This is a genomic window from Shewanella putrefaciens, assembly GCF_016406325.1.
GTDB classification, from domain to species: domain Bacteria; phylum Pseudomonadota; class Gammaproteobacteria; order Enterobacterales; family Shewanellaceae; genus Shewanella; species Shewanella putrefaciens.
In genome coordinates, this window is sequence record NZ_CP066370.1 from 268546 (window position 1) to 294692 (window position 26147).

26 protein-coding genes and 1 riboswitch are annotated in these 26147 nt (G+C 45.0%); of the genes, 18 read left to right on the forward strand and 8 right to left on the reverse strand.

Annotation, left to right across the window (positions count from 1 at the left end):
* Window positions 1-197: 197 nt before the first annotated feature.
* Window positions 198-1847, reverse strand: a complete 1650-nt coding sequence (locus JEZ96_RS01270; RefSeq protein ID WP_014609625.1) for an electron transfer flavoprotein-ubiquinone oxidoreductase — start codon at window positions 1845-1847, stop codon at window positions 198-200.
* A gap of 248 nt (window positions 1848-2095) precedes the next feature.
* Window positions 2096-2229, forward strand: a riboswitch (molybdenum cofactor riboswitch).
* On the opposite strand from JEZ96_RS01270, the gene moaA reads away from it, so the two are divergent.
* The 12 genes from moaA (at window position 2217) to JEZ96_RS01330 (ending at window position 10916) form a co-directional block, all read left to right on the forward strand.
* Window positions 2217-3197 carry a GTP 3',8-cyclase MoaA gene (moaA, locus tag JEZ96_RS01275; protein WP_061782974.1) on the forward strand — a complete coding sequence of 327 codons (981 nt, stop codon included), beginning with the start codon at window positions 2217-2219 and terminating at the stop codon, window positions 3195-3197. Its footprint overlaps the riboswitch before it by 13 nt.
* A 97-nt stretch (window positions 3198-3294) precedes the next feature.
* Complete coding sequence (moaC, locus tag JEZ96_RS01280) at window positions 3295-3771, forward strand: cyclic pyranopterin monophosphate synthase MoaC (RefSeq protein ID WP_006079755.1); 477 nt, start codon at window positions 3295-3297, stop codon at window positions 3769-3771.
* A gap of 23 nt (window positions 3772-3794) precedes the next feature.
* Entirely contained in the window at window positions 3795-4046 is a 252-nt protein-coding gene (gene moaD / locus JEZ96_RS01285; protein ID WP_011787642.1) for a molybdopterin synthase sulfur carrier subunit, read from the forward strand.
* Between the two features lies 1 nt (window position 4047).
* A complete protein-coding gene (gene moaE, locus JEZ96_RS01290; protein ID WP_011787643.1) occupies window positions 4048-4509 on the forward strand; it encodes a molybdopterin synthase catalytic subunit MoaE in 462 nt (153 codons plus the stop codon).
* A gap of 56 nt (window positions 4510-4565) precedes the next feature.
* Entirely contained in the window at window positions 4566-5378 is an 813-nt protein-coding gene (modA, locus tag JEZ96_RS01295; protein ID WP_025008017.1) for a molybdate ABC transporter substrate-binding protein, read from the forward strand.
* Window positions 5378-6058, forward strand: a complete 681-nt coding sequence (modB, locus tag JEZ96_RS01300) for a molybdate ABC transporter permease subunit (protein ID WP_025008018.1) — start codon at window positions 5378-5380, stop codon at window positions 6056-6058. Before modA ends, modB begins: the two co-directional genes overlap by 1 nt.
* Complete coding sequence (locus tag JEZ96_RS01305; RefSeq protein WP_011787646.1) at window positions 6039-7142, forward strand: ABC transporter ATP-binding protein; 1104 nt, start codon at window positions 6039-6041, stop codon at window positions 7140-7142. Before modB ends, JEZ96_RS01305 begins: the two co-directional genes overlap by 20 nt.
* A gap of 216 nt (window positions 7143-7358) precedes the next feature.
* Window positions 7359-7880, forward strand: coding sequence for a PepSY domain-containing protein (locus JEZ96_RS01310; protein ID WP_011787647.1), 522 nt, complete (start codon window positions 7359-7361; stop codon window positions 7878-7880).
* Between the two features lie 41 nt (window positions 7881-7921).
* On the forward strand, window positions 7922-8599 hold the full coding sequence (locus tag JEZ96_RS01315; RefSeq protein WP_011787648.1) for a response regulator transcription factor: 678 nt from the start codon (window positions 7922-7924) through the stop codon (window positions 8597-8599).
* A 49-nt stretch (window positions 8600-8648) separates the two neighbouring features.
* Window positions 8649-9905, forward strand: a complete 1257-nt coding sequence (locus JEZ96_RS01320; protein WP_011918496.1) for a sensor histidine kinase — start codon at window positions 8649-8651, stop codon at window positions 9903-9905.
* 33 nt (window positions 9906-9938) lie between these two features.
* Window positions 9939-10628, forward strand: a complete 690-nt coding sequence (locus JEZ96_RS01325) for a TIGR01621 family pseudouridine synthase (protein WP_011787650.1) — start codon at window positions 9939-9941, stop codon at window positions 10626-10628.
* A 120-nt stretch (window positions 10629-10748) separates the two neighbouring features.
* On the forward strand, window positions 10749-10916 hold the full coding sequence (locus tag JEZ96_RS01330; RefSeq protein ID WP_011787651.1) for a YqaE/Pmp3 family membrane protein: 168 nt from the start codon (window positions 10749-10751) through the stop codon (window positions 10914-10916).
* A 73-nt stretch (window positions 10917-10989) separates the two neighbouring features.
* On the opposite strand, the gene JEZ96_RS01335 is transcribed toward JEZ96_RS01330, so the two are convergent.
* Window positions 10990-13161: a TonB-dependent receptor gene (locus tag JEZ96_RS01335; RefSeq protein ID WP_011787652.1), complete on the reverse strand. Its 2172-nt coding sequence runs from the start codon at window positions 13159-13161 to the stop codon at window positions 10990-10992.
* A 319-nt stretch (window positions 13162-13480) separates the two neighbouring features.
* Between JEZ96_RS01335 and JEZ96_RS01340 the strand changes: the two genes are divergently transcribed.
* The gene (locus tag JEZ96_RS01340; protein ID WP_011787653.1) at window positions 13481-13645 is read left to right on the forward strand and encodes a DUF2986 domain-containing protein; all 165 of its coding nucleotides are present in this window, start codon (window positions 13481-13483) and stop codon (window positions 13643-13645) included.
* 16 nt (window positions 13646-13661) lie between these two features.
* Here the strand turns inward: JEZ96_RS01340 and JEZ96_RS01345 are convergent, their stop codons facing one another.
* Genes JEZ96_RS01345 through JEZ96_RS01355 form a run of 3 tightly spaced genes read right to left on the reverse strand, consistent with a single transcriptional unit; the run spans window position 13662 to window position 15445 of the window.
* The gene (locus JEZ96_RS01345; RefSeq protein ID WP_025008020.1) at window positions 13662-14174 is read right to left on the reverse strand and encodes a M23 family metallopeptidase; all 513 of its coding nucleotides are present in this window, start codon (window positions 14172-14174) and stop codon (window positions 13662-13664) included.
* 39 nt (window positions 14175-14213) lie between these two features.
* Window positions 14214-14792 (reverse strand): hypothetical protein, encoded by a 579-nt coding sequence (locus tag JEZ96_RS01350; RefSeq protein ID WP_025008021.1) that lies wholly within the window; start codon window positions 14790-14792, stop codon window positions 14214-14216.
* 5 nt (window positions 14793-14797) lie between these two features.
* Entirely contained in the window at window positions 14798-15445 is a 648-nt protein-coding gene (locus JEZ96_RS01355; protein WP_025008022.1) for a CHAP domain-containing protein, read from the reverse strand.
* A gap of 308 nt (window positions 15446-15753) precedes the next feature.
* On the opposite strand from JEZ96_RS01355, the gene JEZ96_RS01360 reads away from it, so the two are divergent.
* Both JEZ96_RS01360 and JEZ96_RS01365 read left to right on the forward strand, forming a co-directional pair.
* Window positions 15754-16932 carry a PrnB family protein gene (locus JEZ96_RS01360; RefSeq protein ID WP_025008023.1) on the forward strand — a complete coding sequence of 393 codons (1179 nt, stop codon included), beginning with the start codon at window positions 15754-15756 and terminating at the stop codon, window positions 16930-16932.
* A 4-nt stretch (window positions 16933-16936) separates the two neighbouring features.
* A complete protein-coding gene (locus tag JEZ96_RS01365) occupies window positions 16937-18058 on the forward strand; it encodes an aminotransferase class V-fold PLP-dependent enzyme (RefSeq protein ID WP_014609634.1) in 1122 nt (373 codons plus the stop codon).
* A gap of 88 nt (window positions 18059-18146) precedes the next feature.
* Here the strand turns inward: JEZ96_RS01365 and JEZ96_RS19480 are convergent, their stop codons facing one another.
* On the reverse strand, window positions 18147-18470 hold the full coding sequence (locus tag JEZ96_RS19480; protein WP_011787659.1) for a YceK/YidQ family lipoprotein: 324 nt from the start codon (window positions 18468-18470) through the stop codon (window positions 18147-18149).
* A 365-nt stretch (window positions 18471-18835) separates the two neighbouring features.
* On the opposite strand from JEZ96_RS19480, the gene JEZ96_RS19485 reads away from it, so the two are divergent.
* Window positions 18836-19030: a hypothetical protein gene (locus tag JEZ96_RS19485; protein WP_011918503.1), complete on the forward strand. Its 195-nt coding sequence runs from the start codon at window positions 18836-18838 to the stop codon at window positions 19028-19030.
* Between the two features lie 197 nt (window positions 19031-19227).
* Window positions 19228-20100, forward strand: a complete 873-nt coding sequence (locus JEZ96_RS01375) for a hypothetical protein (protein ID WP_025008025.1) — start codon at window positions 19228-19230, stop codon at window positions 20098-20100.
* A gap of 315 nt (window positions 20101-20415) precedes the next feature.
* On the opposite strand, the gene glnA is transcribed toward JEZ96_RS01375, so the two are convergent.
* Entirely contained in the window at window positions 20416-21825 is a 1410-nt protein-coding gene (gene glnA / locus JEZ96_RS01380) for a glutamate--ammonia ligase (protein WP_011787663.1), read from the reverse strand.
* A gap of 1033 nt (window positions 21826-22858) precedes the next feature.
* On the opposite strand from glnA, the gene typA reads away from it, so the two are divergent.
* Window positions 22859-24670 carry a translational GTPase TypA gene (typA, locus tag JEZ96_RS01385; protein ID WP_011787664.1) on the forward strand — a complete coding sequence of 604 codons (1812 nt, stop codon included), beginning with the start codon at window positions 22859-22861 and terminating at the stop codon, window positions 24668-24670.
* Window positions 24671-24741: 71 nt separating this feature from the next.
* On the opposite strand, the gene JEZ96_RS01390 is transcribed toward typA, so the two are convergent.
* Complete coding sequence (locus JEZ96_RS01390; protein ID WP_011787665.1) at window positions 24742-25782, reverse strand: GGDEF domain-containing protein; 1041 nt, start codon at window positions 25780-25782, stop codon at window positions 24742-24744.
* Between the last annotated feature and the right edge of the window lie 365 nt (window positions 25783-26147).

Consider the following 26147-nt stretch of genomic DNA (forward strand, 5'->3'; position numbering starts at 1 on the left):
ACCTGTTGGTCTTGCGGTAGATCTAATTATGTAGAGTATAGACGGAAATGAAATGGTGATTTTTAACGCACTCTTTTTGTGCGGCAATTGTGGCCAATGTCGCGAGTTAGGGCAAGCAAAAAAAGTGAGTTGTTTGTGTTAAAGGTGAAAAAAAGGCGCCCTATCGAGCGCCTTCGTTTACATTTTTTGTTAATTTGTTACATATTCGGATAGTTGGGGCCGCCACCACCCTCAGGCGTAACCCAAGTGATGTTTTGGCTGGGATCTTTGATATCGCAGGTTTTGCAGTGAATGCAGTTTTGCGCATTGATCACAAACTTCGGCTGACCCGCCTCTTCGACAATTTCATATACGCCGGCAGGGCAGTAACGCTGTGCTGGCTCATTAAATTGGGTGAGGTTTATGCCCAGTGGAATGCTGCTGTCCTTTAGGCGTAAATGGCAGGGTTGATCTTCCTCATGGTAAGTGCTCGACAGATATACTGAGGAGAGTTTATCGAAACTGAGTTTGCCATCGGGTTTGGGATAATCAATCTTGCTGTAAGTGCTCACAGGTGCCATTTGCGCATAGTCAGGGTGTTCATCACGCAGTGTGATAGGGAACTTTCCACCAAACCAGTTTTGATCGATATAGTTAAAGGCGCCGCCTAAATAGGTGCCAAACTTGTGCATTGCAGGGCCAAAGTTGCGTGATTTATACAATTCTTCGTGCAGCCAGCTTTCTTCGAAGTGAGTTTGATAACAGTCAAGATCTTTACCGCCCTCAACGCCTGCCATCATGGCTGTAGCTAAGGTTTCAGCGGCAACGATTCCACTCTTCATCGCAGTGTGAGTACCTTTGATTTTAGCGAAGTTCAAGGTGCCCGCATTGCAACCTATGATAAGGCCTCCGGGGAAGCTCATCTTAGGTAGCGAGTTTAAGCCGCCTTTAGTAATCGCGCGGGCGCCATAACTAAGGCGTTCGCCACCCGTTAAATACTTAGCAATCACAGGGTGGGTTTTATAGCGCTGGAATTCGTCAAATGGGCTCAGATGCGGATTTTTATAGTTCAAATCAATAATAAGGCCGACCGCAATTTGGTTATCTTCCATGTGATAAAGGAAGCCGCCACCCGATGCGCCTTCGGTTAATGGCCAGCCACCAGTGTGAACGACTTTGCCTTGCTCATGTTGCTCGGCGGGGACTTTCCAAATTTCTTTAAAGCCTAAGCCATAATGCTGAGGTGTTTTACCATTATCTAAATGGTATTTTTCGATAAGTTGCTTGCCTAAGTGGCCACGGCAACCCTCAGAAAATACAGTATATTTAGCGTGCAACTCCATACCTGGCATGTAGCTATCTTTTGGCTCGCCGTCAGCGCCTATGCCCATATCGCCAATTAAAATGCCTTTAACGCTGTTATCTTCGTTAAATAACAATTCACTTGCAGCAAACCCTGGGAATATTTCGACACCGAGTTCTTCTGCGCGGCTAGCCAGCCAGCGGGACAGATTACCGACGCTGATAATAAAATTGCCGTCGTTGTGCATGGTTTTTGGCACAAAAGCATTAGGCATGACTCGGCCGTCGGTGGCTGAGCTGAGCAGGTAGATTTCGTCGTGGGTGACAGCGGTTTTTATTGGGGCATCTTTTTCGCGCCAGTCGCTGAATAGCTCGTCGAGCACTTTTGTCTCGAACACTGCGCCTGATAGAATATGCGCGCCCACTTCTGAGCCTTTTTCGACCACGCAAACAGTGATTTCTTTACCTGAATCCTGTGATATTTGCATTAATCGACACGCAGTTGCCAAGCCAGCAGGCCCTGCACCGACAATAACAACATCGAATTCCATTGATTCGCGTTCCATCTGTTCACCTCTTCCTTCACGTTTCCCCAATTTTTATTGGGTGTTGTAGTTTGTAAACGGGCGTTTTATTACTGATGTTCACCTTACCTTAAAAAGGGCTTAGGGCACAGTGTATCAACCTGCTGTTTAGTCTAATTCAATACAAATCTTTGGGTGAGGACTGTCACAGATTATTCACGCTAGTTTGATCTAGGCCAATAAATACCTGTTTAGGGGTATAGCTAGGGACGACTTTAGGCTTATAATCACCAGCGACGGTTCTCCGAGCTTGCCTACCTACGTCAATAGATATGGAGGTGTAGCCGTGGTAATAATGCCACCGGGGTGAGTAAAGAAATGCTCTCACCTCCCACACTTGGAAAGGTGATCATGTCTCAATTACAAGACAGCTTTGGTCGAAAATTTCACTATTTACGGATGTCTGTTACAGACGTTTGTAACTTCAAATGCAGCTACTGTCTCCCAGATGGTTATCATCCTGATGGTAAAACAAAATTCTTATCTCTTAATGAGATAGAAAACCTCGTGTCTGCATTTAGCCAAGTGGGTACTCAAAAAATCCGCATAACGGGCGGTGAGCCTACCCTACGTAAAGATTTTACCGACATTATTCGTGTTGTGGCCGATAACCCGCGTATTCACACTGTTGCGACTACCACTAATGGGTATAGGCTCGAAAAGCATGCCAAAGAATGGTTCGATGCGGGCTTACGTCGTATTAATGTGTCCGTTGACAGCTTAGATCCCAAAATGTTTTACCAGATCACGGGCGAAAATAAATTCGATGAAGTGATGCGGGGGATTGATGCTGCTTTATCGGCAGGTTTCGAGCGAGTAAAAATTAATGCCGTACTGCTTAAAGGCTTAAACGATAAAGATTTACCGCGATTTTTACACTGGATTAAACACACGCCAATTGACCTACGCTTTATCGAGCTGATGGAAACGGGTTTGGGTCGTGAGTATTTTCAGGCCCACCATTTAGCGGGGGCCGATATTAAGGCGCAATTATTGGCCGATGGTTGGCAATTTGATACGCCAAGCGCCTCCGATGGTCCTGCGCAAAACTTTAGTCACTCGGATTATAAGGGGCGTATTGGCTTGATCATGCCCTATGCCAATAATTTCTGCGCTACCTGTAATCGTTTACGCGTATCGGCAAAGGGGAAATTGCATTTATGCCTCTTTACCGAGTCCGGTGTCGATTTGCGTGATCTACTGCAGCATGCTGATCAGCAAGCGGAATTAATCGAACGCCTGCACGGCCAATTAGCCCAGAAGAAAGAAACCCATTACTTGCATCAAGGCATCACTGGTGTCACTCAACATCTTGCCTCTATTGGTGGCTAGATCTGTATTTAGGTGTTTTGTCATCGCTAATGTAGCGCGAGTATAAGCCCAATTTTCCTTGCACTTTGTTTTGACCTCACATGAAAGGATCGCTCCAATGAGCAATGTATTTACCCATATTAATGCCGATGGCAATGCCCATATGGTCGATGTGACCGAAAAGGCCGTCACTGAACGCGAAGCCCGCGCCGAAGCTTTTATTGAGATGGCGAGCACGACACTCGAGATGATCATGAGTGGCAGCCACCACAAAGGTGATGTGTTTGCGACCGCGCGTATTGCGGGTATCCAAGCCGCAAAAAAAACCTCAGATCTTATCCCTTTATGCCATCCATTAATGCTCACTAAAGTGGAGGTCGATTTAGAGGCGCAGCCTGAACATAACCGTGTGCGCATCACTAGCCTGTGTAAATTATCCGGTAAAACGGGTGTAGAGATGGAAGCGTTAACTGCGGCTTCAGTGGCGGCGTTAACTATCTATGACATGTGCAAGGCCGTGCAAAAAGATATGGTGATCTCCCAAGTCCGTCTGTTGGAAAAGCGTGGCGGCAAGTCGGGACATTTTAAGGTTTAGCGGATCAAAAATGAGAGAAGACTATGATTAACGTGTTGTTTTTTGCTCAAGTTCGAGAATTATTGGGTACAGCTAAATTAAGTCTAGAGGCGAGCGAGCAGACACAAACTGCCGAAGCATTACGGGCAACGCTGGCGGCCACCGACGACAAATGGGCTAAAGTATTAACCTCTGACAAATTGCTGGTGGCGGTAAATCAGACCATTAGCCAATGGGATACACCGGTAAAGGATGGTGATGAAGTCGCCTTTTTCCCACCAGTTACAGGAGGTTAATATGCGTTTACTACCCGCAGTTCGAGTGCAAGAGGTCGATTTTAGTGTTTCTGACGAATATCGCCAACTCGCCCAAGATGATAGCGATGGTGCCGTAGTCACTTTCGTCGGTAAAGTGCGTGATTTTAACGATGGCGCCGCGGTGACTGACTTAACCTTAGAGCATTACCCTGGCATGACAGAAGCTGTACTCGAACAAATTGTTGCCGAAGCGCGTAGCCGTTGGCCGTTGAATCGGGTTACTGTTATCCACCGTGTCGGTACTATGTCGCTGGGCGAGCAAATTGTATTTATCGGCGTGACGAGTGCCCATCGTAAGGCCGCTTTTGCTGCCTGTGAATTCTTAATCGACTTTTTAAAAACCAAAGCACCCTTCTGGAAATTAGAAGCGGGCGAGCAAGGTAAAAGTTGGGTTGAGGCGAAAGATGCCGATGAGCAGGCGGCTAAATTGTGGCAAGCATAAAAGCTGGCGACAAACAGGCGTATATTGCTAACACAAATTAATGGAAGATTGACAACATGGTGGGTTTAACTCGTTTTTTTAACTCAGTTTTTTTATCTGTTTGTTGTTTATTATCTACTTTATCTTTGAGCATCCAAGCGGCGACGAATACCAGTACCGCATCGGTTCCCGCGATTGCCGCTGCCTCTGATTTACGTTTTGCCCTAGATGAGATTAGCCAAAAATTCACCCATGAAACGGGGTTGAAAGTTAACATTTCCTATGGGTCATCGGGTAATTTTGCCACTCAAATTCAAAATGGTGCGCCCTTTGAACTATTTTTATCTGCGGATGAAAAATATATTCAGCAATTGCACAGTGCCGGTATCGCCCGCGATGCTGGTGTGCTTTATGCCCAAGGGCAACTCGCGATTGTTGTACCGAAAGCGGGGAGTTTGTCCGTTGACCCTGAACTTAAGGGGCTCGCTGAAGCACTCGCTGCAGGAAAAATTACCCGTTTTGCTATTGCTAATCCTGATCACGCTCCCTATGGCGAAAAGGCCAAAGAAGCATTGCAGTTTGTGCAGTTGTGGGATGCGATTCAACCTAAATTGATCCTTGGGGAAAATGTGTCCCAAGCCGGGCAGTTTGCGATAAGTGGTTCAACTCAGGGGGGAATTATTGCACTGTCTTTAGCTATGTCACCCACGTTTTCTAAACTGAGTGATTACGCCATAGTGCCAGCAAAAATGCATACTCCGCTGTTTCAGCGTATGGCATTAATGACCAAGGCGGGTGAAACAGCCCAGCATTTTTATGATTATTTAAGAGCCAATAGCGCTCGTCGTATTTTGGCCGATTATGGTTTTTCATTACCAGAGCAACCATGATGGATTGGCAGGCACTTTGGTTATCGGTCAAGCTGAGTGGCATCACTGTTTTAGTGCTTATCCCCTTAGCTATTCTCGCCGGACGGGCATTAGCCTATCGCCAATTTGTCGGCAAATCCTGGGTTGAAGCACTGATCATGGTGCCCTTGGTATTACCGCCAACAGTGATTGGCTATTACTTGTTGGTGGGGCTGGGGAGTCAAAGTTGGCTCGGACAATGGATTGAACAAGTCATTGGTCAGCAACTCGTGTTTCACTTTTCTGGTTTGGTTATCGCCTCCGTTTTAGTCAATATTCCCTTTGCCGTGCAGCCGATACAACGCGCCTTTGAAACTGTACCTAATGATGTTCGCGATGCAGCCGCTTGTTGCGGCATGAGTCGACTTAAAATTTTACTTAAAATTGAACTGCCTATGGTATGGCCGGGTGTGTTAACGGCCTTAGTGCTGTGTTTCTCCCATGTGCTCGGCGAGTTTGGCGTTGTGCTGATGATGGGCGGCAATATTGCTGGCGAGACTAAAACGATTTCGATTGCAATTTATGACAGTGTGCAATCATTCGATTTTAATGCAGCAGGCACTATGTCATTAGTCTTATTGCTGTTTGCCGTGACGGCCTTAGCACTCACGACCAGTCTATCGCGGCGTTTAGGAGGTCAGCGTGGCGCAAATCATCGCTGATCTGCAGTGTCAGATCCAAAATCATAAACACATTAATCTGAGCGCTGATTTTCGCTGTAAAGCGGGCGAAGTGCTTGCTGTTGTCGGTCCCTCTGGCGGCGGAAAAACCACGCTACTGCGGATGATCGCTGGGTTGAATCATCCCGATACGGGACAAATCCACTTTGGCGATCGGCCTTGGTTTGATGATAAAGCGCGTATCGCCTTAAGCCCGCAGCAACGCCATATCGGTTATATGCCGCAGCATTTTGGCTTATTTCCGAATCTTACCGCCCTAGAAAACGTGGTGGCAGGGCTTGATCATATTCCCAAGGCGGAGCGCATACCGCGCGCGAAAGATTGGCTTGAGCGGGTTAATCTACAGGGATTACCCGATAGATTACCTGCACATTTATCGGGCGGCCAGCGCCAGCGCGTCGCCTTAGCAAGAGCGCTTGCCCGCGAACCGTCGGTTTTATTGTTGGATGAGCCTTTTTCTGCGGTGGACAGGGAAACCCGTGAGCGTTTATACCTTGAGCTTGCGCGCCTCAAAGAGCAGTTACTTTGCCCAGTGATTATGGTCACCCACGACTTAAATGAAGCCTTGCTGCTGGCTGATTCGATGATTTTGATCAGCCAAGGCAAGATGCTGCAGCAGGGTGCACCTTTCGAGGTATTGTCGCGGCCACGAAATGAAGCTGTAGCTAGGCAGATGGGGCTAAGAAATATTTTTGATGGTGAAGTGGTATTTCAAGACAGCACTAAAAACCTCACTTGGCTTAAGTTTGGTGAGCAGTTAATTGCCTGCGATTATGGTAAAGATCGCCCAGTGGGAAGTCGAGTCCGTTGGGTTATCCCCAACCAAGGTATTCGTTTTAATTCGATATCCAAAGGACGTTTATGCCGCAGTTTTAATAAGTTAACTGTCACGATAGACGCTATGCTGGTGATGGGCGAATCTGTTCGGCTTATCTGCTATGTCGCCGGCACCCAATTACAAATTAACACCGAAGTCTCGCTGCATTTTGCCCAAAAGCTTGCCCTCACTAAGGGAATGCAAACCACAGTGGCACTCAAATCTGAACAAATTCATATTCTGGAATAGTCCCTTTCTAAGCGCAAAATGTTTTAGATGATCAAAGGTTAATCTTGTTTCCATCGGTGTTTTAGTCGCCATTAGGTAGACTATCCCTATTTTGCGGCTATCTTTGACGGATTTAATGCAGTGAGGGTGGAAGATAAGAGAGGGACAATATGGTCCATCGACTTCTAACTGATTGTCTCATAAGATACAAACTTAGCTGATTTATATGGAGGGGCCATGAGACTATGGTTGCTAGGATTCATCTTGGTATCGGGGGCGGTCTCTGCTGCCCAGAGCTTGTATTCCATGTTGGGGAGTGGGCAGTATCAGCCACCACTAAAAGTGATGCAGCAGATTGAAAAAGACTTTCCTGGCGTGATTGCCGAGTTTGAAATGGAAATGCAGGAAGGTGAGTTAGTCTATCAGTTTGAGTTGATTAACCCGTTGGCTAACGCGATTACTCATTTTGAATATCGTGCTCGAGATGGCAAGTTATTGAAACAAAAAGCAGGAAAGGTTAGCGCTGACGATTTAGGCGAAGTTGAAGCAACGCGCTTAATCACGAGCAAACACCAGACATTTTCAGGTTTAATTACCATGGCAATTAAAGATCATAAAGGTTTCTTAACTGATGCTAAATTGGATCATGATCTAGGCATTAGCTATTTAGAGCTTAAGTTGCTGGATGACACTGGTAAGTATAAATTGGCTTTTGATGTTGATAATTTACGTCAATTACCTTTACTCAAGTGGGATTAATGTCCGCAGCATCCGTGACGATTGGGGAGCGCAACATACAGATGAAAATACTTTTAGTTGAAGATGATGCGACGACGATTGATTACATCGTCAAAGGATTTCTTGAGCAGGGGCACAATATCGAAACGGCGAATGATGGCCACCAAGGTTTATCTCTCGCCACAAGCTGTCAATATGATCTGGTGATCCTCGACCGAATGTTACCCCAGCTTGATGGCTTAAAATTATTGGCGGCTTTAAGGGCAACGGGTAATCAAACCCCTGTGCTGATTTTGTCGGCTTTAGCCCATGTTGATGAACGGGTTAAAGGTTTACGGGCGGGCGGTGATGACTATATGACTAAGCCGTTTGCTTTTTCTGAACTGTTAGTACGCGCTGAAAAACTGATGCAACGTGGTCAATCCACGCCCATTTCGACCGACTTAGTGGTTGGTGGGCTCAAGATGGAATTACTGACCCGCAATGTGACCTTGGACGGACAGGAGTTAATGTTGCAACCTAAAGAGTTTCAGTTGCTTAAGTATTTGATGGAACATGCTAATCAGGTCATCAGCCGCACACTATTATTTGAAGCTGTGTGGGATTATCACTTTGACCCTCGCACCAATGTAATTGATGTACATATTGCAAAATTACGGCGTAAATTTGAGGAGTTAGGTCACGGAGAGCTTATTGAAACCGTAAGGGGAGCGGGTTATCGCTTACGCCAAAGGCATTAAGCCTTACCAAAGTAGCGCTTGGCGCATCACAATTGTCTTTTCAACCTTAGTGACTGTGATTATAGGTGCGTTGTTATTTGCGCTTTATCGACAACTGATCATCGAGCAGCAGTATCAAGTCACTCAGTATCTTGAGTCCGAAACCCAACGCTATCAGCAGCTTGCCCTTACTGTTGATCGCCGTAGTTTTGCGGCTCAAATCCGCGCCGCCGATCCACAAACCGCTCTGATCGCTTGGCGTAATAGCTACGATATGGTCGGTGCCTTGAGCTTTATGCCCGAAGGCATGCCCATGTTGCCGCAAACGCGGGATTTTCCTATCTTAACTGGTGGCCCGGATAAACTGCATATCCTCACTGGCGGTCTGGTTATGACCCGCTATGGCCCCGTGTTGATTGCGACTCGCACCGATAACTTAGCCACATTAATCGACAAATTTATCAGTGCTGCTGCAACCGCGGTGATGTTGACCATAGTATTAACCTTAGCGTTGGGCTATCTGTTTTCTAAGGCCATTTTGCGTCGGCTTGTGCAGTACAACCGATTGAGTGAACAGATTGAGCGCGGTCATTACGATACGCGTTTACCGCTAAGTTGGCGTCAGGATGAGTTTGATATGTTGGCGCTGCAATTTAATAATGTGCTGGATATTCTCGAAAATAATCTGATGGCAGTGCGCGGCGCCACTGACAATATTGCCCATGATTTACGTACACCTTTATCCCATATCCGTATTGGGCTAGAAGAATTGGCCACTAAGTCACATGATGATATCAGCGAAGGTTGTGCCATTTTAATTGAGGAGCTTGATCATTGTTTGGCGACATTTGATGCTATGTTATCGCTCACCCGTATTGAGGAAGGTCAGCAGACTCTCGACTTGCAGGAGCTAAGCCTAGCTCAACTTTGTACCGATTTATTGGAAATGGCCGATGCGGTTGCCGAGTCAAACGAACAAACATTGAGTTTATCTTTGTTATCAGACCATACGGTGTTGGGTGATAAGTACTTATTATTCCAAGCTTTATATAATTTGGTCGACAATGCGATGAAATATTCTGGGCAGGGTGCGCGGATTGATATTATTCAATCAGGCGCACAAATTCAGATCCGTGATAATGGCCCTGGGATCCCCGATGAGAGTAAGGAGAAGGTGTTTGAGCGTTTAGTGCGACTCGATCCTAGCCGACATTTACAGGGCACAGGATTAGGATTATCTATGGTCAAAGCGATTCTCTCACGGCACAATGCGCAAATTAAACTTAGCGATAATCATCCCGGCTTAGTCGTTACTATCCAATTCTAAGTCAATGATCCGCACTACCGCGTCGAGAGTTCCATGTACCAAATCATAGCTGATGAGGCTGATTTTCTTGTTATTTCAAAATTTCCTAAGGTGCACTTTCATAGTCAAGATGGAACCGCGGGTGTAGTAGCACAGGTTGAGCAAGATTTAGGGATTAAGCTTTTTGCTGTGCATCGACTCGATACGCCCACATCTGGTCTATTGATTCTGGCTAAGAGTACTGCCGCGGCAAAACAATTTACTGAGCTATTTACCGCCCATAAAGTGCAGAAATATTACCTCGCCCTCGCAAAAGGTAAGCCGAAAAAGAAACAAGGCTGGGTAATTGGTGATATGGCAAAGTCACGCCGTAGTATGTTTAAGCTGTTGCGAACCAAAGAAAACCCTGCCATTACCCAATTTTTTTCAGTCAGTGTCGGAGATGGATTGCGACTTTATCTTCTCAAACCCCATTCGGGAAAAACCCATCAATTGAGAGTGGCATTGGCAAGCTTAGGTGTACCGATTTTAGGCGATGAATTATATGGTGGTGCTGTGGCTGACCGTTGCTATTTACACGCTTATTGCCTGCATTTCCGCTATCAGGATGCGGTAACTGGTTGGCGGGATTATACCTATCTGAATATATCACAGCAGGGCGAAGCCTTTCAGTTAGAGGCTGTAAGTGACGCGCTGGCTCTTTGGCATAAGCCAGAGACTCTGGCATGGCCCTCTAAGGAGTAACTTTACAGAGCGAGTACTGGCGAACATGAGTCTGCTTTGGGATAAAGTATTTGCAAATCCTGAGTCTTCCTGCGAAGTTAGCTGTGTAATGATTTCCCCTCTACAGGAGCAAGCTTATCTATGGATACAAACAAATTACTTTTAGTTATTATTGCGATCCTCTTACCGCCCGTTGCGGTATTCTTGAAAGCGGGAGCGGGTAAGGATCTGTTAATTAACATCGTTCTGTGTTTATTTTTCTGGTTTCCCGGTTTATTGCACGCACTGTGGGTTGTTACTAAGGATTAGTGATCCCAATATCCCAATCAAAAAGCGCAACCTATATTTATTGCGCTTTTTGATGGATAAAAATCAGAGCAGTTTAAAAAGGTAGTGTATAGCCTATGGTCGCTGTTCGTCCCATCCCTTTGAAATAACGATCATTTGTCCCCATAGTTTGTGAGTAATAGTTGAAATAATCCTTATTTAGCAGGTTTTGCAGGCCTAAGCTTAAAGTGCCTGTATAGAGTGGCATAGAGAAGGAAGCATCGACGGTAGTGTAACCATCAAATTCGGCATATTGCGTTCCCGCAGCATTTTTAAAGTCGCGGTCCATAAAGTAGTTGGCTTGAACGCGAGTGGACATTTCATTATCAAAATTATGCGTCCAATAGAGGTTGATACGGTTTGGAGCAATATTGGCACCATCAAGATCGGTATCCACTTTATTATCGCCGTTAGAATCGTATTCGCCCTGTTGGATAGCGATATTCATACCTAAATCGTCATTGCTGGTCAAATAAGCGGTCACATTGGCTTCAATGCCATCGATAACACTTTTTTCCCGTTTCACATCGTAAAAACCATCACTATTTAAGGCTAAACGTGAGCCGAAATCGGTGGCCGAACGGTAGTAGGAAATCTTAGCTCGCAGGTATTTACCTTGGTAATCGGCACCGACTTCCACGTTATCTGTAACGATGGGCGTGAGCGCAAGTGAGTCACTGATACTGGGATTTGCTCCAGGAAAGCTTTTACCATCACGTAGAATGCGGCCTATATCAGGCATACCAAAACCTTCGTTATAGCTAGTATAAATACGAATATCAGGTGTGATTTTGTAGGATATGCCGATATTCAATAAGGTTTTATTAAAGGAGGCTTCTCCCCCAGCGATTTGCTTATTGCCCGCGCCCCATAGGGTTTTATAATCATCGACACTCAGTTCGGCATGTTCATAGCGAATGCCCGTAGATAGGGTTAAATTTTTAATTAAATCATAATCTAACTGTAAATAGGGGGCGATATTGTCATAGGTGCTTTCAGGCACCCATGAAAAACCTGTTTTCACTAAATCTTGCTCCGTAGTATCTCGGAAAAGGTCGATACCATAGGCCGCATCAATCCCTGAACCAGCAATATCCTTAGCAATTAACGCACTTTTTAAGCCCCATTTGACCGAAGAATTACGTGATTGGTCATAATACAAGCTTTCACCTTTGCTACCAACGCCGCATTGGATAACTTGGTCGCTGCCCTCGAAGGCTGGATCGTAGAAGCTTTCAAAACAACCGCCACCATACACAGCTTTAAAGTCTTGATTAAAAAGCTGGAGGTTGAGTTGTTGTCCTGCAATATTTTCGTGGGTATAAGTTAAGCTAGTAGTCGTCACTTGGTTGTTAGCCGCTTCCCAAGGTTGGTTTTGTTTTATTGCACCTGTTGGTACACCATTAGGTTTATCGCCAGCAATGGGCATCCAATCGCCATTGTTATCCATGTTGTAGTGGTTAACCATTAACTCTATACGTGATTCGGCAAAGTTATGGCCTAGCTTGATAAAGAAGTCTGCACTTTGGCTGTCCATTGACTCGCCTTGTGTTGTATCGACTCCCACGAGATCATGGTTAGCGTCATAGTAAACGCCATTATTGCGATAACTCACCGAACCTAGCATATCAACCAATTCTGACTCCCCAGAAAATGCATAGCTGGTGCCAAAACTCATGCCATTGGATTTCATTGAGTCTGGTACGGTGACATCAAAACTGACCACATGCTCATTATGGCCTGAGGGTTTCTTCGTGATGTAGTTGATAATCCCGCCCTGTGCACCTAGGCCGTGCATTGCATTGGCACCGTGAATAATTTCAATACGCTCAATCATGGCTGGATCTATGGTTTGCCCTTCTCGCCCGCCGCTACGCAAAGGATTAGATTGCGGTACGCCATCGATCATGATGAGTGGAGGGCGACCGCGCAGTGTTTCGCCAGTGTTACTCATTTTTTGGCGACTAGGGGAAAAGCTGGGGGCTAAGTTACCGATAATGGTTGATAAATCCTTAGTGGTACGGAACTGTTCCTCTAACTGCAGGCGGTCAATAATCGTGACTGTATTTGGAATAGCACTTGGGGATTTGTCCATGCGGCTTGCGGTGACAGTGATTTTTTCAATTTCTTGATCTTTATTACTGTTGTCCGAGGCATCTTGTGCGGCGGCGGATTGGGTTAATGCAGTCAATATTGCTAAGGCGACAAGTGAGCTTTTAAACGTCATATAACTTCCTGCTAGGCGAGTAAGAGTGTTACACCGGATTCCTTGGCATGGTTCATATTCCGTTAAATAACATTGCAAATGATAACGATTTTCGTTAATGGCGAGATTCTAGGGGAGGAAGAATAGATTGTCTAGTCGTGTCGTAAATGAAATCGTTTTGTTATGCCGCAGTATCTATAAATAATGAACGACTATTTCGAGTGGTTATTTGGGTTGATAGGTTTAGATGCAACACCTGAGCATCGTTTGGACTCTTTCGATTGTCTCAAGTGTTAGCTAGTGGATATAATTGCCCACTTTATGCTGTATTGGTGCCGATATGAATCGCAAAAAGAAGATAAATCAAACGTTGAAGAATAAGGCTAAAAAAGCCAATGCTAAGCTGCAAACCTGCAATAAACCCAAATATATTGCTAAGGCAGACAGGGAAGCATTAGTGCCAGCGGTGTTACCCGAATCAGAGCCTAGTGATGCGGCTGCTTAATGCCTGTTTAAAAAGACTATTGCGCCTCTAAATAGCGGATAGGATTTTGATAAAATGCCTTTTTATATCCCTGAGTCGATGTATCTATCAACCAAGGTTTAGGTAATAAACTTAATATTGAATAGTGTAAATGTGGCGGTTTTCCCTGCGCATTCCCCGTATCACCAACCGCGCCAAGAGTCTCTCCCTTTGCTACAATTAACCCCGTATCGGCGGCAATTGTCGCCAAATGGGCAAAATAGTGAATTTGCCATTTAGGGCCAAGACCTACCACGACTTTACCTCCTTGGAAGAAGTCGCCTCGATAAATGATCAGCATCGGTGTAGGGGCTATCACGGCGGTATTTTTTGGGGCAAAAATATCTATCCCTTTATGTACGCCAGAAGCTCCCCAAGGCTCGTACCAGAAGGTTTGACTATTCCAATCTTTACTACTTGCGCCTTTCACGGGGATGATGGGTGACTCAGGGACCAGATAACTGCTGATTAACAGTAACACTAGCGCTAATCCAACATATTTCAATTTCATTATTTATCCTGAATTAAGCCTCTGTAAATGCCTCAGACTTTAATGGAACTCGCTGAACTCTCGCCAAGGTTCGGGATATTGTAAGCGTTCTTTTTGTGAGAGTGACAGCCAATAGGGGCGCCAAAAATAATGACACCAAAAATCGAGATTTCCTTGCAAGCTACCGAGAGTATCAGGATCGATATCAGGAAAACTCTTCCACGGATCAGGTAATTGTGACTTGAAGCTAATTAGTTGCTCAAGTAGGGTTTGATCGTTAGTGATTAAATTCAGGCAAATACCTGCAAAGTCTGCATATTGATTTAAAAACACACAGCTCGATTGGTTTGAATGCATTATTAAGCCATTAAACGGAGCGGAGTGCTCCGGCAGTACTTCAAAACCTGCATTGTTTATCAGGGTATCGATGGCTTGTTTACCTTCGAGTGTGAGTAAGCAATGTATTTGATAAGCATAAATATCGTCCTGTGCCATAGGCATCACCAGTGGATAAGTCTGCTGCAGAGGTATGGTGATACAGGGCATTTGTATTTGATTAAAAACCTCAGGCAATGCCACGTCTTGCTTGGATGATTTAATCAAGTTAACGCATTTGGTAAACCAAGCGAGCACTGACATTGGTGTTATTCCTCAACGGCATGGTTGTTAAAGAGCGAGGGCGCGATAGTCGGTGTTTGCAATCTTAACCAGCCTTTTAACCGAGGAGCATCAATATACCAGAGCCCATCGTGTTGAGTTAGTGGGAAATATTCTCTTGAAGGTCCAAAAGGCCCTGGATTTTGCTGAACAATTTCAACCTGATGGTCATGGACCTCAGCAATAATAGCGACATGGCCATAGGGATTAAAAAGCCATGGAGCAAAAACGAGTAGATCATCAGCCTGAGGCGTTAATTGACTACCATTGACATATTGCAGCATGGCACGTTTTTCATTCCACGCACCGTCAGCCAAGCTGTTATCAAAAAAGTTGCGAGCATGACCGTAGGTGTCAGGCATTTTGTGTTGATGACGCTGATAAAAGTAACGTTTCACAAATTCAACACATTGATATTTAATGCCTAAATTATAACCATCGATAGACAAATTGCGGCCGTCACTGGTATTTACACCACCGTTATAATAGATCTCGACACCATTGAGGGAGTCGATAACGTCACCCACTTGGTATTTGGTATTAAAGTTATGCTGGGTGATAAGACGATAGGCACAATAGATAAGACTGAGGAGAATACCTAAACCCAAAAATAGAATGGAGATACGTTTAATCATTAACAAGGCAAACTCAAGAAATTAATATCTGAAATTCAGTAAGATACATCGCCCAAGTATTTTAAGCTCTAAGTGTGTGAGCGTCTAGGGAAAGGCGTTAACGGGATGAGATTCATACTTAAGTACAAGGTGTAAATAAAAAGTGGCATTAGATCTTTGGCAAATTTGGCCAAGCTCTAGCAACAGACGGTGATAAGTTGCATTCTTGTTAACTTGACTCGGTGAATTCAGTTTATTGCAATGTGTAAACCCGTTAGACTGAAAACATCTCATCCAAAATAACGATAACAATATCCAAGGATGTCCAAGTGAAACCTGCCACCTACAATACCGAAGCGTTCGATGATTGGATCCGCACTCGTTTCGTCGAGCTAAACTCCGAGCTTGAACGGCTTTATTACCAGCAATCAGATCGCGCCAATGTGCTCAATATCGGCGATGAAGCGAAACAGCGGCTCGAATCTGAAGGGCGAGAACTGATAAAAACCTTGCTCGATGAAGGCAATACCGATGAAGGCTTTGATAGTGCATTTGATTTACTCGGTAATGTTGGCCTGTATATGGCGGCCTGTCGTCGCCATGAAATTACCGAACCGTCGCGGGAAACCACCTCACCACTGGCCGAAGCCTCTGCACTGGCGATGCATATTGGTGCCTCCATTGGCGTTACGCCACGCTTTGCCACCGCGCATTTAACCACACACAATCGTGCTCATCGTGGTATCTATAAGCGTTTTACCGATTTGCCTGATGAAAAACTGTTTGTGGATTATAACACTAAGGGGATCTTAGCCTATAAACGTGCCGCGGATGCGTTATTGAAGATCCAACCGCTAGGAATTTCCCATCCAATAAGTCTGGATTTACTGCGTGTCGCTAAACAGGCATTACAGGATGTAATTGAATCGAATACCCAATTATTTAATCGATTAGATACAGACCGCTTCTTTTATTGTGTGCGTCCTTACTACAAACCTTATCGTGTAGGCTCCGTTGTTTATCGTGGGGCAAATGCTGGGGATTTTGCGGGGATTAATGTTATTGATCTGACATTAGGGCTTTGTTTTGCCAACGAGTCTTCCTACTCGCAAATGCTGGTGGATAAATTTTTATATATGATGCCAGAAGATCAGCAGCTACTACGGGAATGCATGCGCCGCCCTAACTTAATGGATGATTTTTTGCGGGCGAAGAATAGTGTTAACCAAGATTGGTATCAGCAAAATCTTAAACTCTTTATCGAGGTTTGTGAATTGCATGGTGAGACCGCAATTCAGCACCATAATCAATTAGTCACTAAATATATTGCCGAGCCTTCTACGACTATGGCTCAACAACATCTGGCTAAGGTCACTGCAAGTGGGCCACCATTATCTGTGCTGCTGGGTTCCCTCGAAAAACTTCGAGATAGGCGTGCAGCCACTAAACGCAGTGATATTCGTACCCGCTATGATGATCTTAACTGTTTAAAAGAGAGTTTGAGGTAATACCATGTTTAGCGATTTTAAAAAGGATTTTTGTCTCGCCAATCCCGGTTATTTGTTGAGCCACTCCGTAGGGCGTCCACTTAAGTCTACCGAACAAGTCTTTAAAGAAGCATTTTTTGCACCATGGCAGGACTCTGGGCGTGAACCTTGGGGACAATGGTTAAGCGTGATTGATGATTTTACCTTTGCTTTATCTAAGTTATTTAACGGTCACCAAAAAGATTTTTGCCCTCAGGTTAATTTGTCGAGTGCGTTAGCAAAAATCCTGATGTCTTTGGCACGCCTAAACCGCGAACATGCCGTGGTGTTGATGAGTGAAATTGATTTCCCTAGCATGGGTTTTGCTATTAAAAAGGCATTACCCGCCAGTTGTGAAGTGCGTTTTATTCCTAAAACGTTAGATATAACCGATGCCAATGTATGGGATGCCCATATGGGCTCGGATATCGATTTAGTGTTTGTTAGCCATGCATATTCCAATACTGGGCAGCAGGCTCCGCTTGCGAATATCTTGGCGATGGCACGTCAATATGGCAGCTTAAGTGTGGTCGATGTTGCGCAATCCGCTGGAATTATTCCGCTTAATTTAGCTCAGTTACAACCTGACTTTTTGATAGGGTCGAGTGTGAAGTGGCTTTGCTCTGGCCCCGGAGCCGCTTACCTTTGGGTTAACCCTAGCATTATAGACAGTTGCCAACCTAAGGATGTGGGTTGGTTTAGCCATGAAAATCCCTTTGAATTTAATATCCATGATTTTCGTTATCACAACTCGGCACTGCGTTTTTGGGGTGGAACGCCCTCTATTGCGCCCTATGCCATTGCCGCCCACAGTATTCATTATTTTGCCGATATAGGGGTTGAACAATTGCGTAAAGGGAACCAGCTATTGATTGATATCGTTGCCGAGGCGCTAGATCAAGAGTTTGTATCACCTAGAGAGATAGAAAAACGCAGTGGCACCTTAGTTTTGCAATTTGGTGAACAACAAGGGCAAATAATGGCAGCCCTTGCCAAGGCAAATATCAGTGTGGATGCTCGTAGTATGGGGATACGTATTTCGCCGCATATTTATAATGATAAAGCCGATATTCAGTTGCTATTGAGTGTGATCAAGGCTCATCGCTAACGTAAATGATTTAAAATGGCGGCGTTAACTCATCGTCACACAGGCAGCGGTGCTTGGATTTGAGGTTATTTATTGGGTGCGATCATGCTTAAATCTTGTAGTCATAGCGGCAGACCATAGGTCGTGGGGTGTGGAGCTTGGGATCGCTGGGCGTGATCGCTAAATCTGCAGGTAGCATAACAGCGTCGACGAGCAGCGCACTGCCCATATCCACCAGAGTCAGCGGGATGGTAAAGAGCAGCAAGGGCGGGGCCGCCAACGCGGAGATAACCATACACTCCTCGCCATTATCAACAGCCGTTTGTACACTAGAGAAAGAATGACCCCAAGTTGAATTTTCTCCCATCCTCGATGTTATTGTCGCACATCCAGTCAGAGAACAGCACACGACCGACCAAATCAACCAACGCATAACCACTCCATTGTTTATATGTGAAAAACTGCATTGCTTCGGTATGATCTACTCACTTGATCAACTGAGAGCGTCAGTGGTGTGGAACCAGATCTGATTTCATTCGATGCCAATCTTTTCTGTTTCAACAACTTGGCATTCTAACTATATGATTATATCTGTCAATTATTCATCAACAGAAACGAGAGACAACCAAGCTCAATAACCTAGTTGTTAACGGCGACTCTTGTTTTGGATAAGTATTATACCAATCACATTAAATATCTCATCAGTTCAGAGCCTCACAAGCATCTCAATCCAAGGCGCATTGACGCAGAAATGGTATTCCCTTTTAAGTCAATGCAACACCGGAGTGGGATGCTTGTGTGGCTCCCGAAGGGCGGGTTTCAACGCGCTTTATACTGCGTTTAAGGCTTTCGACAGAGCACCACTATGCCTTCAAGCCTTCGCCTTGTCTAAAGTGCGTTGAACTCCCGCTGAATGAACAGATATTTAATACGATTGGTATTAATCATGGAGGTTTGTTTGCCGCGCCCTCGCAGAACTTTGATAAGTTTTGAACATACTCTTTAAAATCAGTCTCTACTTCCCTCGCTGGCCATCTAGCGACTTTTATTACTTTCCTTAAAACTGTTTCAGTAAATATTCGCTTGAGGGTAGGCCGAGAGCATATTATGTTGCTGATTTAAAATGGATGGCTGGATTTACTGTTTGGCGATGGCCACGCTACAAGTAGAGTCTACCGAGAGGTAACAGGATGAACAATAAAGCAGCGCCGCAGCAGTCGGCGTCGACAGAGCAAGAGACACAACCGTTGGACGACAGTCGGTATGAAGACCTGCCGCGCAGTGAATATCTGCAACTGCCCAAAGAGGAGCAAGACCAGCTCTATCAACTGCGCCAACAGCGGGTACGCGAGGCACCGACCCTCTATGAGTGGGATATTCGGGTGGCGACTGTGTATGGCATTGGGTGGATCATGGTCCTTATTCCGTGCGGGATTACGGCTCTAGTTGGGTTGGTGACATACTGGTATGGATTTGAGCAATGGTATTATTTTCTCATCATAGTGATGATTTTTGGGCCATTCATGCGCTACCTCTGGTTGGCCGACAAACAGTACCATTATCGGCTCACCTCCGAGGGTTTAGTTACCACCTATCATGACGCGATTCCGGATGCGGCTTACGCGGTAGTGCGGGGGCTGGCTTGGTTTGGGGTGGTGGTTTGTATTGTCGGTGTGGCCTTTTTAGGCCCAGCAGCGCTGATTGGTGCAGGCGGAATGGCTCTGGGGGCATTTTTCTTTACTGGTTTTAAAAATGTAGAAACCACCTCAATAAGTGCTATCAAGCGTGGACATCCCCACATGATAAAAGTGACCCACAAGAGGCCATATATATCGTGTGATACAGACAGGTTTTATTTCGGATATTATTCAAATCTCGACTGTTATTGCCATCCCGAAGATATGCATAAAGTGTTGTCGCTACTGATGAAGCAATTACCGGGGTCGGAACTCTTTTTATTGAAAAATGAACGAATAGTTGGCGTCTCTAAAGTTGGCACCCGTGACGGTGAACCAGTCCAACTGTCAGATTTTGACCCTGAGAATACTCTGCCGGTTGAATAAAGCGTGGACACTTAACAATAATGGCGCGGTAGTTAACTTTCGACTATATAGGTGGTTTTATGCCGCACACCCGTTTAATTTAGATTGTTTTTTAACCATCTATCTCTACTGTTGCCGCGGTGTCTGGCGTGCCTTCTCTGAATGATAAAAGAGTGGTTGGCGATGATGCCTATTTAGAGAACAACGCGATGATTGAATCAGAATCAAAGTTGTATATACCTTCAAAATACAAAAAGCCCCGATAGCGTTGCTATAGAGGCTTTTATATTTTCTGTATCAATTACATAAAGCGAGCTGGTTGTATAGCGCTAGCCATTACAGACTGTAGTACATTTCAAACTCTAATGGGTGAGTTGTACGTGCTACACGCTCAGCTTCAGCAGTTTTCAGTGCAATGTAAGACTGGATAAAATCTTCGCTGAATACGCCGCCACGGGTTAAGAACTCATGGTCTGCTTGCAGGTTTTCAAGGGCGTTTTCTAATGAAGTGGCCACTTGTGGGATTTCAGCCGCTTCTTCGGCTGGCAGATCGTACAAGTCTTTGTCCATCGCTTCGCCTGGGTGGATCTTGTTTTGGATACCGTCAAGACCTGCCATCAGCAGTGCAGCAAAACCTAAGTATGGGTTTGCATGTGGATCTGGGAAGCGTGCTTCGATACGGCGGCCTTTAGGGCTTGGTACCACTGGAATACGGATTGATGCAGAGCGGTTACGGGCAGAGTAAGCCAACATAACAGGTGCTTCAAAATGTGGCACTAAACGCTTGTAAGAGTTAGTGCTTGGGTTAGTGAAAGCGTTCAGCGCGCGAGCGTGCTTGATGATACCACCGATATAGTACAGAGCGGTTTCACTCAGGCCAGCGTATTTGTCACCTGCGAACAGGTTAACGCCATCTTTAGATAAAGATTGGTGAACGTGCATGCCGCTACCGTTGTCGCCAACGATTGGCTTAGGCATGAAAGTCGCTGTCTTGCCGTAGGCGTGAGCCATGTTGTGTACTACGTACTTCAGAATTTGGATTTCGTCCGCTTTCTTAGTTAGCGTGTTAAAACGGGTAGCGATTTCGTTTTGACCCGCAGTCGCCACTTCGTGGTGATGCGCTTCAACCACTTGGCCCATTTCTTCAAGCACTAAACACATAGCGCTACGTAAGTCCTGTGATGAGTCAACAGGTGCAACTGGGAAATAACCGCCTTTAACGAATGGACGGTGACCTGTGTTGCCACCTTCGTAGCTTGTACCTGAGTTCCAAGCCGCTTCTTTAGCGTCGATCTTAACGAAACAACCTGACATGTCAGTACCGAAACGGACATCGTCAAAGAGGAAGAATTCTGGTTCTGGGCCAATCAATACAGTGTCAGCGATACCGGTAGAGCGTAGGTATTCTTCCGCTTTTTTAGCGATAGAACGTGGATCACGGTCGTAACCTGTCATTGTGCCTGGCTCTAGAATGTCACAGCGGATCAAGGCTGTGGTTTCTTCGGTGAAGGGATCCAGTACAAAAGTGGTTGGATCTGGCATCAGTACCATGTCTGATTCGTTAATGCCTTTCCAGCCTGCAATTGAAGAGCCGTCAAACATTTTACCGTCTTCGAAGAAGTCAGCATCTACTTGATGAGTAGGAATAGATACATGCTGCTCTTTACCTTTGGTGTCGGTAAAACGTAAATCAACAAACTTAACTTCTAATTCTTCAAGTTGCTTTAAAACTGATTCAACTGACATTCTCAAGCCTCCGGTAGGGTAAAGGGATGACCCTTCTTATAATCTTTTAACTCAAGTGTATATTACTGAGCCAAACTTACGAGCTATATAGCGATATCCATGCCAACAATGTAACGTGTTGATAATTAATGGCTATAAAAAACATTGCACTAAATTGATTTTACAAATGCACTATGATGGTGCGTTTGTGTGTGGCATTTTGGTGCATAAATCTATTTTGGTGCGCAGTGGCAATACGCCCTAATGCTAACGACACTGTCGTTTTTTGCATGTTACTGACACGGGTTAGAGTCTAAGTGACTCATTTAATAATACGACTCAACACAACAAGATTTACTTTTATGACAGTGTGCATGATAGGTCTTACACATAACATACAGAGAACAGGGCGCTAATTCTAATCCTATTGTGAGATTATTTTTTGGCCATATTAATGTCATAAAATAATGTGAAAGTAACAGGCTAAGGTTCTAATCATAGCCGTGTGCAAAATTATAATAGGTGTTTAAGATCATGTTATTAGCACTAGCTTCGTTCTCTAGAGCGAAATAAGTTTATGGCTTATGAGCCTGTAGCGTTTAGATGAAATGTTGTGGAAGGCGAGTTGTAAAGATGCGGTGTATTTAACCTGTGTACTCATCTGTTGTCTATACCCTGTCATTGCGGATTTAGCATTCCAAAATCTTTGGGAATAGTGTGTGACAGTATCTGGATATTGCGATGGAAATGCGTACTCTTGTGAGCGCGCCATAAGATGAAGAATAGTGAATTCAGCTGGTTAACTTATGAGTATTTGCCAAAAACGGCCATTTATTTGCGCTTTTACGGTGCGACTAGACTATTCGGCTTAGTGTGTTGCCAAACGAGAAGCCCTTTGCCAAGGTGTATTGTTTTATAAGTGTTCAAAAATAATCCTGTGCGCCAAGGCCGCTCTGGAGTAGAATGGCACGCTTTTTTATGGCGACTCAACGTAGATTGCTGTAACGAATATTGTAATATCCCCTATTTTTGTTTGATGGTAAGAGGTTTATCCGTGCTAGAGAATTTACGTAACATCGCCATTATTGCACACGTTGACCATGGCAAAACGACCCTGGTAGACAAGTTGCTGTCGCAATCAGGAACCCTTGCAACCCGGGGAGAAGCTACTGAGCGGGTGATGGACTCCAACGATCTTGAGAAGGAACGTGGAATCACGATTCTGGCAAAGAATACTGCCATCAAGTGGAACGATTATCGTATCAACATCGTTGATACCCCAGGCCACGCCGACTTCGGTGGTGAGGTTGAACGTGTTCTGTCTATGGTTGACTCAGTATTATTGCTGGTTGATGCCGTTGATGGTCCAATGCCACAGACTCGCTTCGTAACCAAAAAAGCGTTCGCCCAAGGCCTAAAGCCAATCGTTGTTATCAACAAAATTGACCGTCCAGGTGCTCGCCCTGATTGGGTTATCGACCAAGTGTTCGACCTGTTCGACAACTTAGGTGCGACCGACGAACAATTAGATTTCCCAATCGTTTACGCTTCAGCGTTAAACGGTTTTGCAACTTTAGATCCAGATGTCGTCAGTGAAGATATGACGCCACTGTTCCAAACTATCGTTGAAAAAGTCTCTTTCCCTGATGCTGACGCCGATGGCGCGTTCCAGATGCAAATTTCACAGCTCGATTACAACTCTTATGTAGGTGTGATCGGTGTGGGCCGTATCAATCGTGGTAGCATCAAAACTAACCAACAAGTGACTATCATCGGTGCCGATGGTAAGACGCGTAACGGTAAAATGGGCCAAGTATTAGGTTACATGGGCCTTGACCGTACTGAGGTTGAGGTTGCTAATGCTGGCGATATCGTGGCGATTACGGGTTTAGGCGAGCTGAAAATCTCTGATACTGTCTGTGCTGCTGGTAATGTAGAAGCGCTGCCGCCACTGTCTGTTGATGAGCCTACACTGACCATGACTTTCCAAGTCAACACTTCACCTTTCGCAGGTAAAGAAGGTAAGTATGTGACTTCACGTAACATTCTTGAGCGTTTACAACAAGAATTAGTCCACAACGTGGCACTGCGTGTTGAAGAAACTGACAGCCCAGATCGCTTCCGCGTATCAGGCCGTGGTGAATTGCATTTATCAATTTTGATTGAAAACATGCGTCGCGAAGGTTACGAGTTAGCCGTATCACGTCCAGAAGTGATTCTGAAAACCATCGACGGTGAACTGTGTGAACCATTTGAAACGTTGACCGTTGACGTTGAAGAAGAACATCAAGGCACAGTGATCGAGAAGTTGGGTACCCGTAAAGCTGAAATGAAAGATATGCAGCTTGATGGTAAAGGTCGTGTACGTATCGACTTTATCATCCCAAGCCGTGGTTTGATTGGTTTCCAAACTGAGTTTATGACTGCTACTTCAGGTACTGGTTTAATCTACCACTCGTTCGACCATTACGGTCCACATAAAGGTGGCGATATTGGTCAACGCGCTAACGGCGTATTGATCTCTAACGCAACGGGTAAGGCGTTGACCTTCGCACTGTTCGGTCTACAGGATCGTGGTCGTCTCTTTATCGGCCATGCGGCTGAAGTCTACGAAGGCCAAGTAGTTGGTATCCACGCTCGCTCAAACGATCTAACAGTTAACTGTTTGAAAGGTAAGCAGCTAACCAACATGCGCGCCTCTGGTACTGACGAAGCGCAAGTGCTGACTACGCCAATTACCATGACGCTTGAGCAAGCGCTTGAGTTTATTGATGATGACGAATTAGTTGAAGTGACGCCGAAAAGCATCCGTGTTCGTAAGAGACACTTGACTGAAAACGATCGTAAGCGCAATAACCGCGGTTAACAAGAGCGGCTTACTTCGGTGAGCCACCTTATGAAAGCCCCGTTAAAGAAATTTGACGGGGCTTTTTTATTTTACGTTTCAAGCTTGTTCACTGATGGCGACATATAACGTATACAATTACGACCTGCCGATTTGGCAAGATAAAGCGCGGCATCTGCTTGGCGTACCAATTCTAAGGCGCTGTGTTGCTCTGAGGGCTCTATACAGGTGACACCAAGACTCACAGTGACTGTACCAAGGTCGGTTTTGACATGGGGGATAGCAAGCGATTGGATAAGTTGATGAATGTATTGCGCCGTATCGAGTGCTGTTTGCTGATCTGTATTGGGGAGTAAAATGACAAATTCTTCACCGCCATAGCGTGCAACCAATTCACCCGCCCGACGACCTGACTGAGATAACCCCTTAGCCAGTAGTTTAAGGCAGTCATCTCCAGCGAGATGACCATAGTGGTCATTAAACAATTTAAAGTGGTCAATATCGAGCATGATTAGCGCGAGTGGTGCACTGCTGCGTTGTCCGCGGCTCCATTCCATTTGCAGTATATGGTCAAAGAGCCTACGGTTACCAATATTGGTTAAGCCGTCTGTGTTACTCAGTTTTTCTAATCGACTGTTTGCTTCTGCCAATTCACGGGTGCGCGCTTCAATCATAGACTCAAGTTCGCGATTCCTTTCTTCTAGGCTCGTCATGGGGTAGATCTCCCCGTTATTGGCTAAACCATATGGTATAGATATGCCGCTATGGGCAATTTTCCAATCCTTGTTTTCTTGATGAAAAATGAGCACTAACCTTGCGGTTTCTTGGCAGAGTATTGATTCAGGGATCGGCAAATGTATATGGAAAAAAGCGGTAACAACAAGGATATCCTCTGCAAGATCCTGCAATGATAAATCTAGCATTTCGATGTGGATCCGCTCTGGTACTTGTGCAAAGTCTTGGCGAGTAATTCGTATCCACTCTTCTTTATTCGTGATCAGAACATCACTACTGCCCGCATAACCACTAAAATTATCGCTAAAACGCGTCGTGAGCTTGTCATTCCGTGAGGAGTACATCTCAATATATTCGTCAAAAAGTGATTGCATAAGTTGCAGGCGTCTCTGTCGCATAGACTCACTCCAAATGAGAGGATATAACGTGTTTTCGATACCCTTATAGAATAAGTATTGACGATAAAATGGTTCTGCAGTCTGATTAAAATCAATATAGTTTTGTAAAAACTAAACTAGGAGCTCAGATAGTGATCTTGCGCATTTGTTATGGTGTTTTTTAGATCTATTGTGTTGTCTTTTCGCGAAAGTAACCTAGTTTTATTCCTTAAGTTCAGGCTTTTTTGTCATGATGCTCGTTTATTCTCCCCATTTATCGAGAGTATGGACGGTATCACTAATCATAAAAACAGATTAATACAAACTGTTAAAGTCGCTTTAGGGGGTGGCAGAAAGTGATTAGTCTAGATTACACAAAAATGATT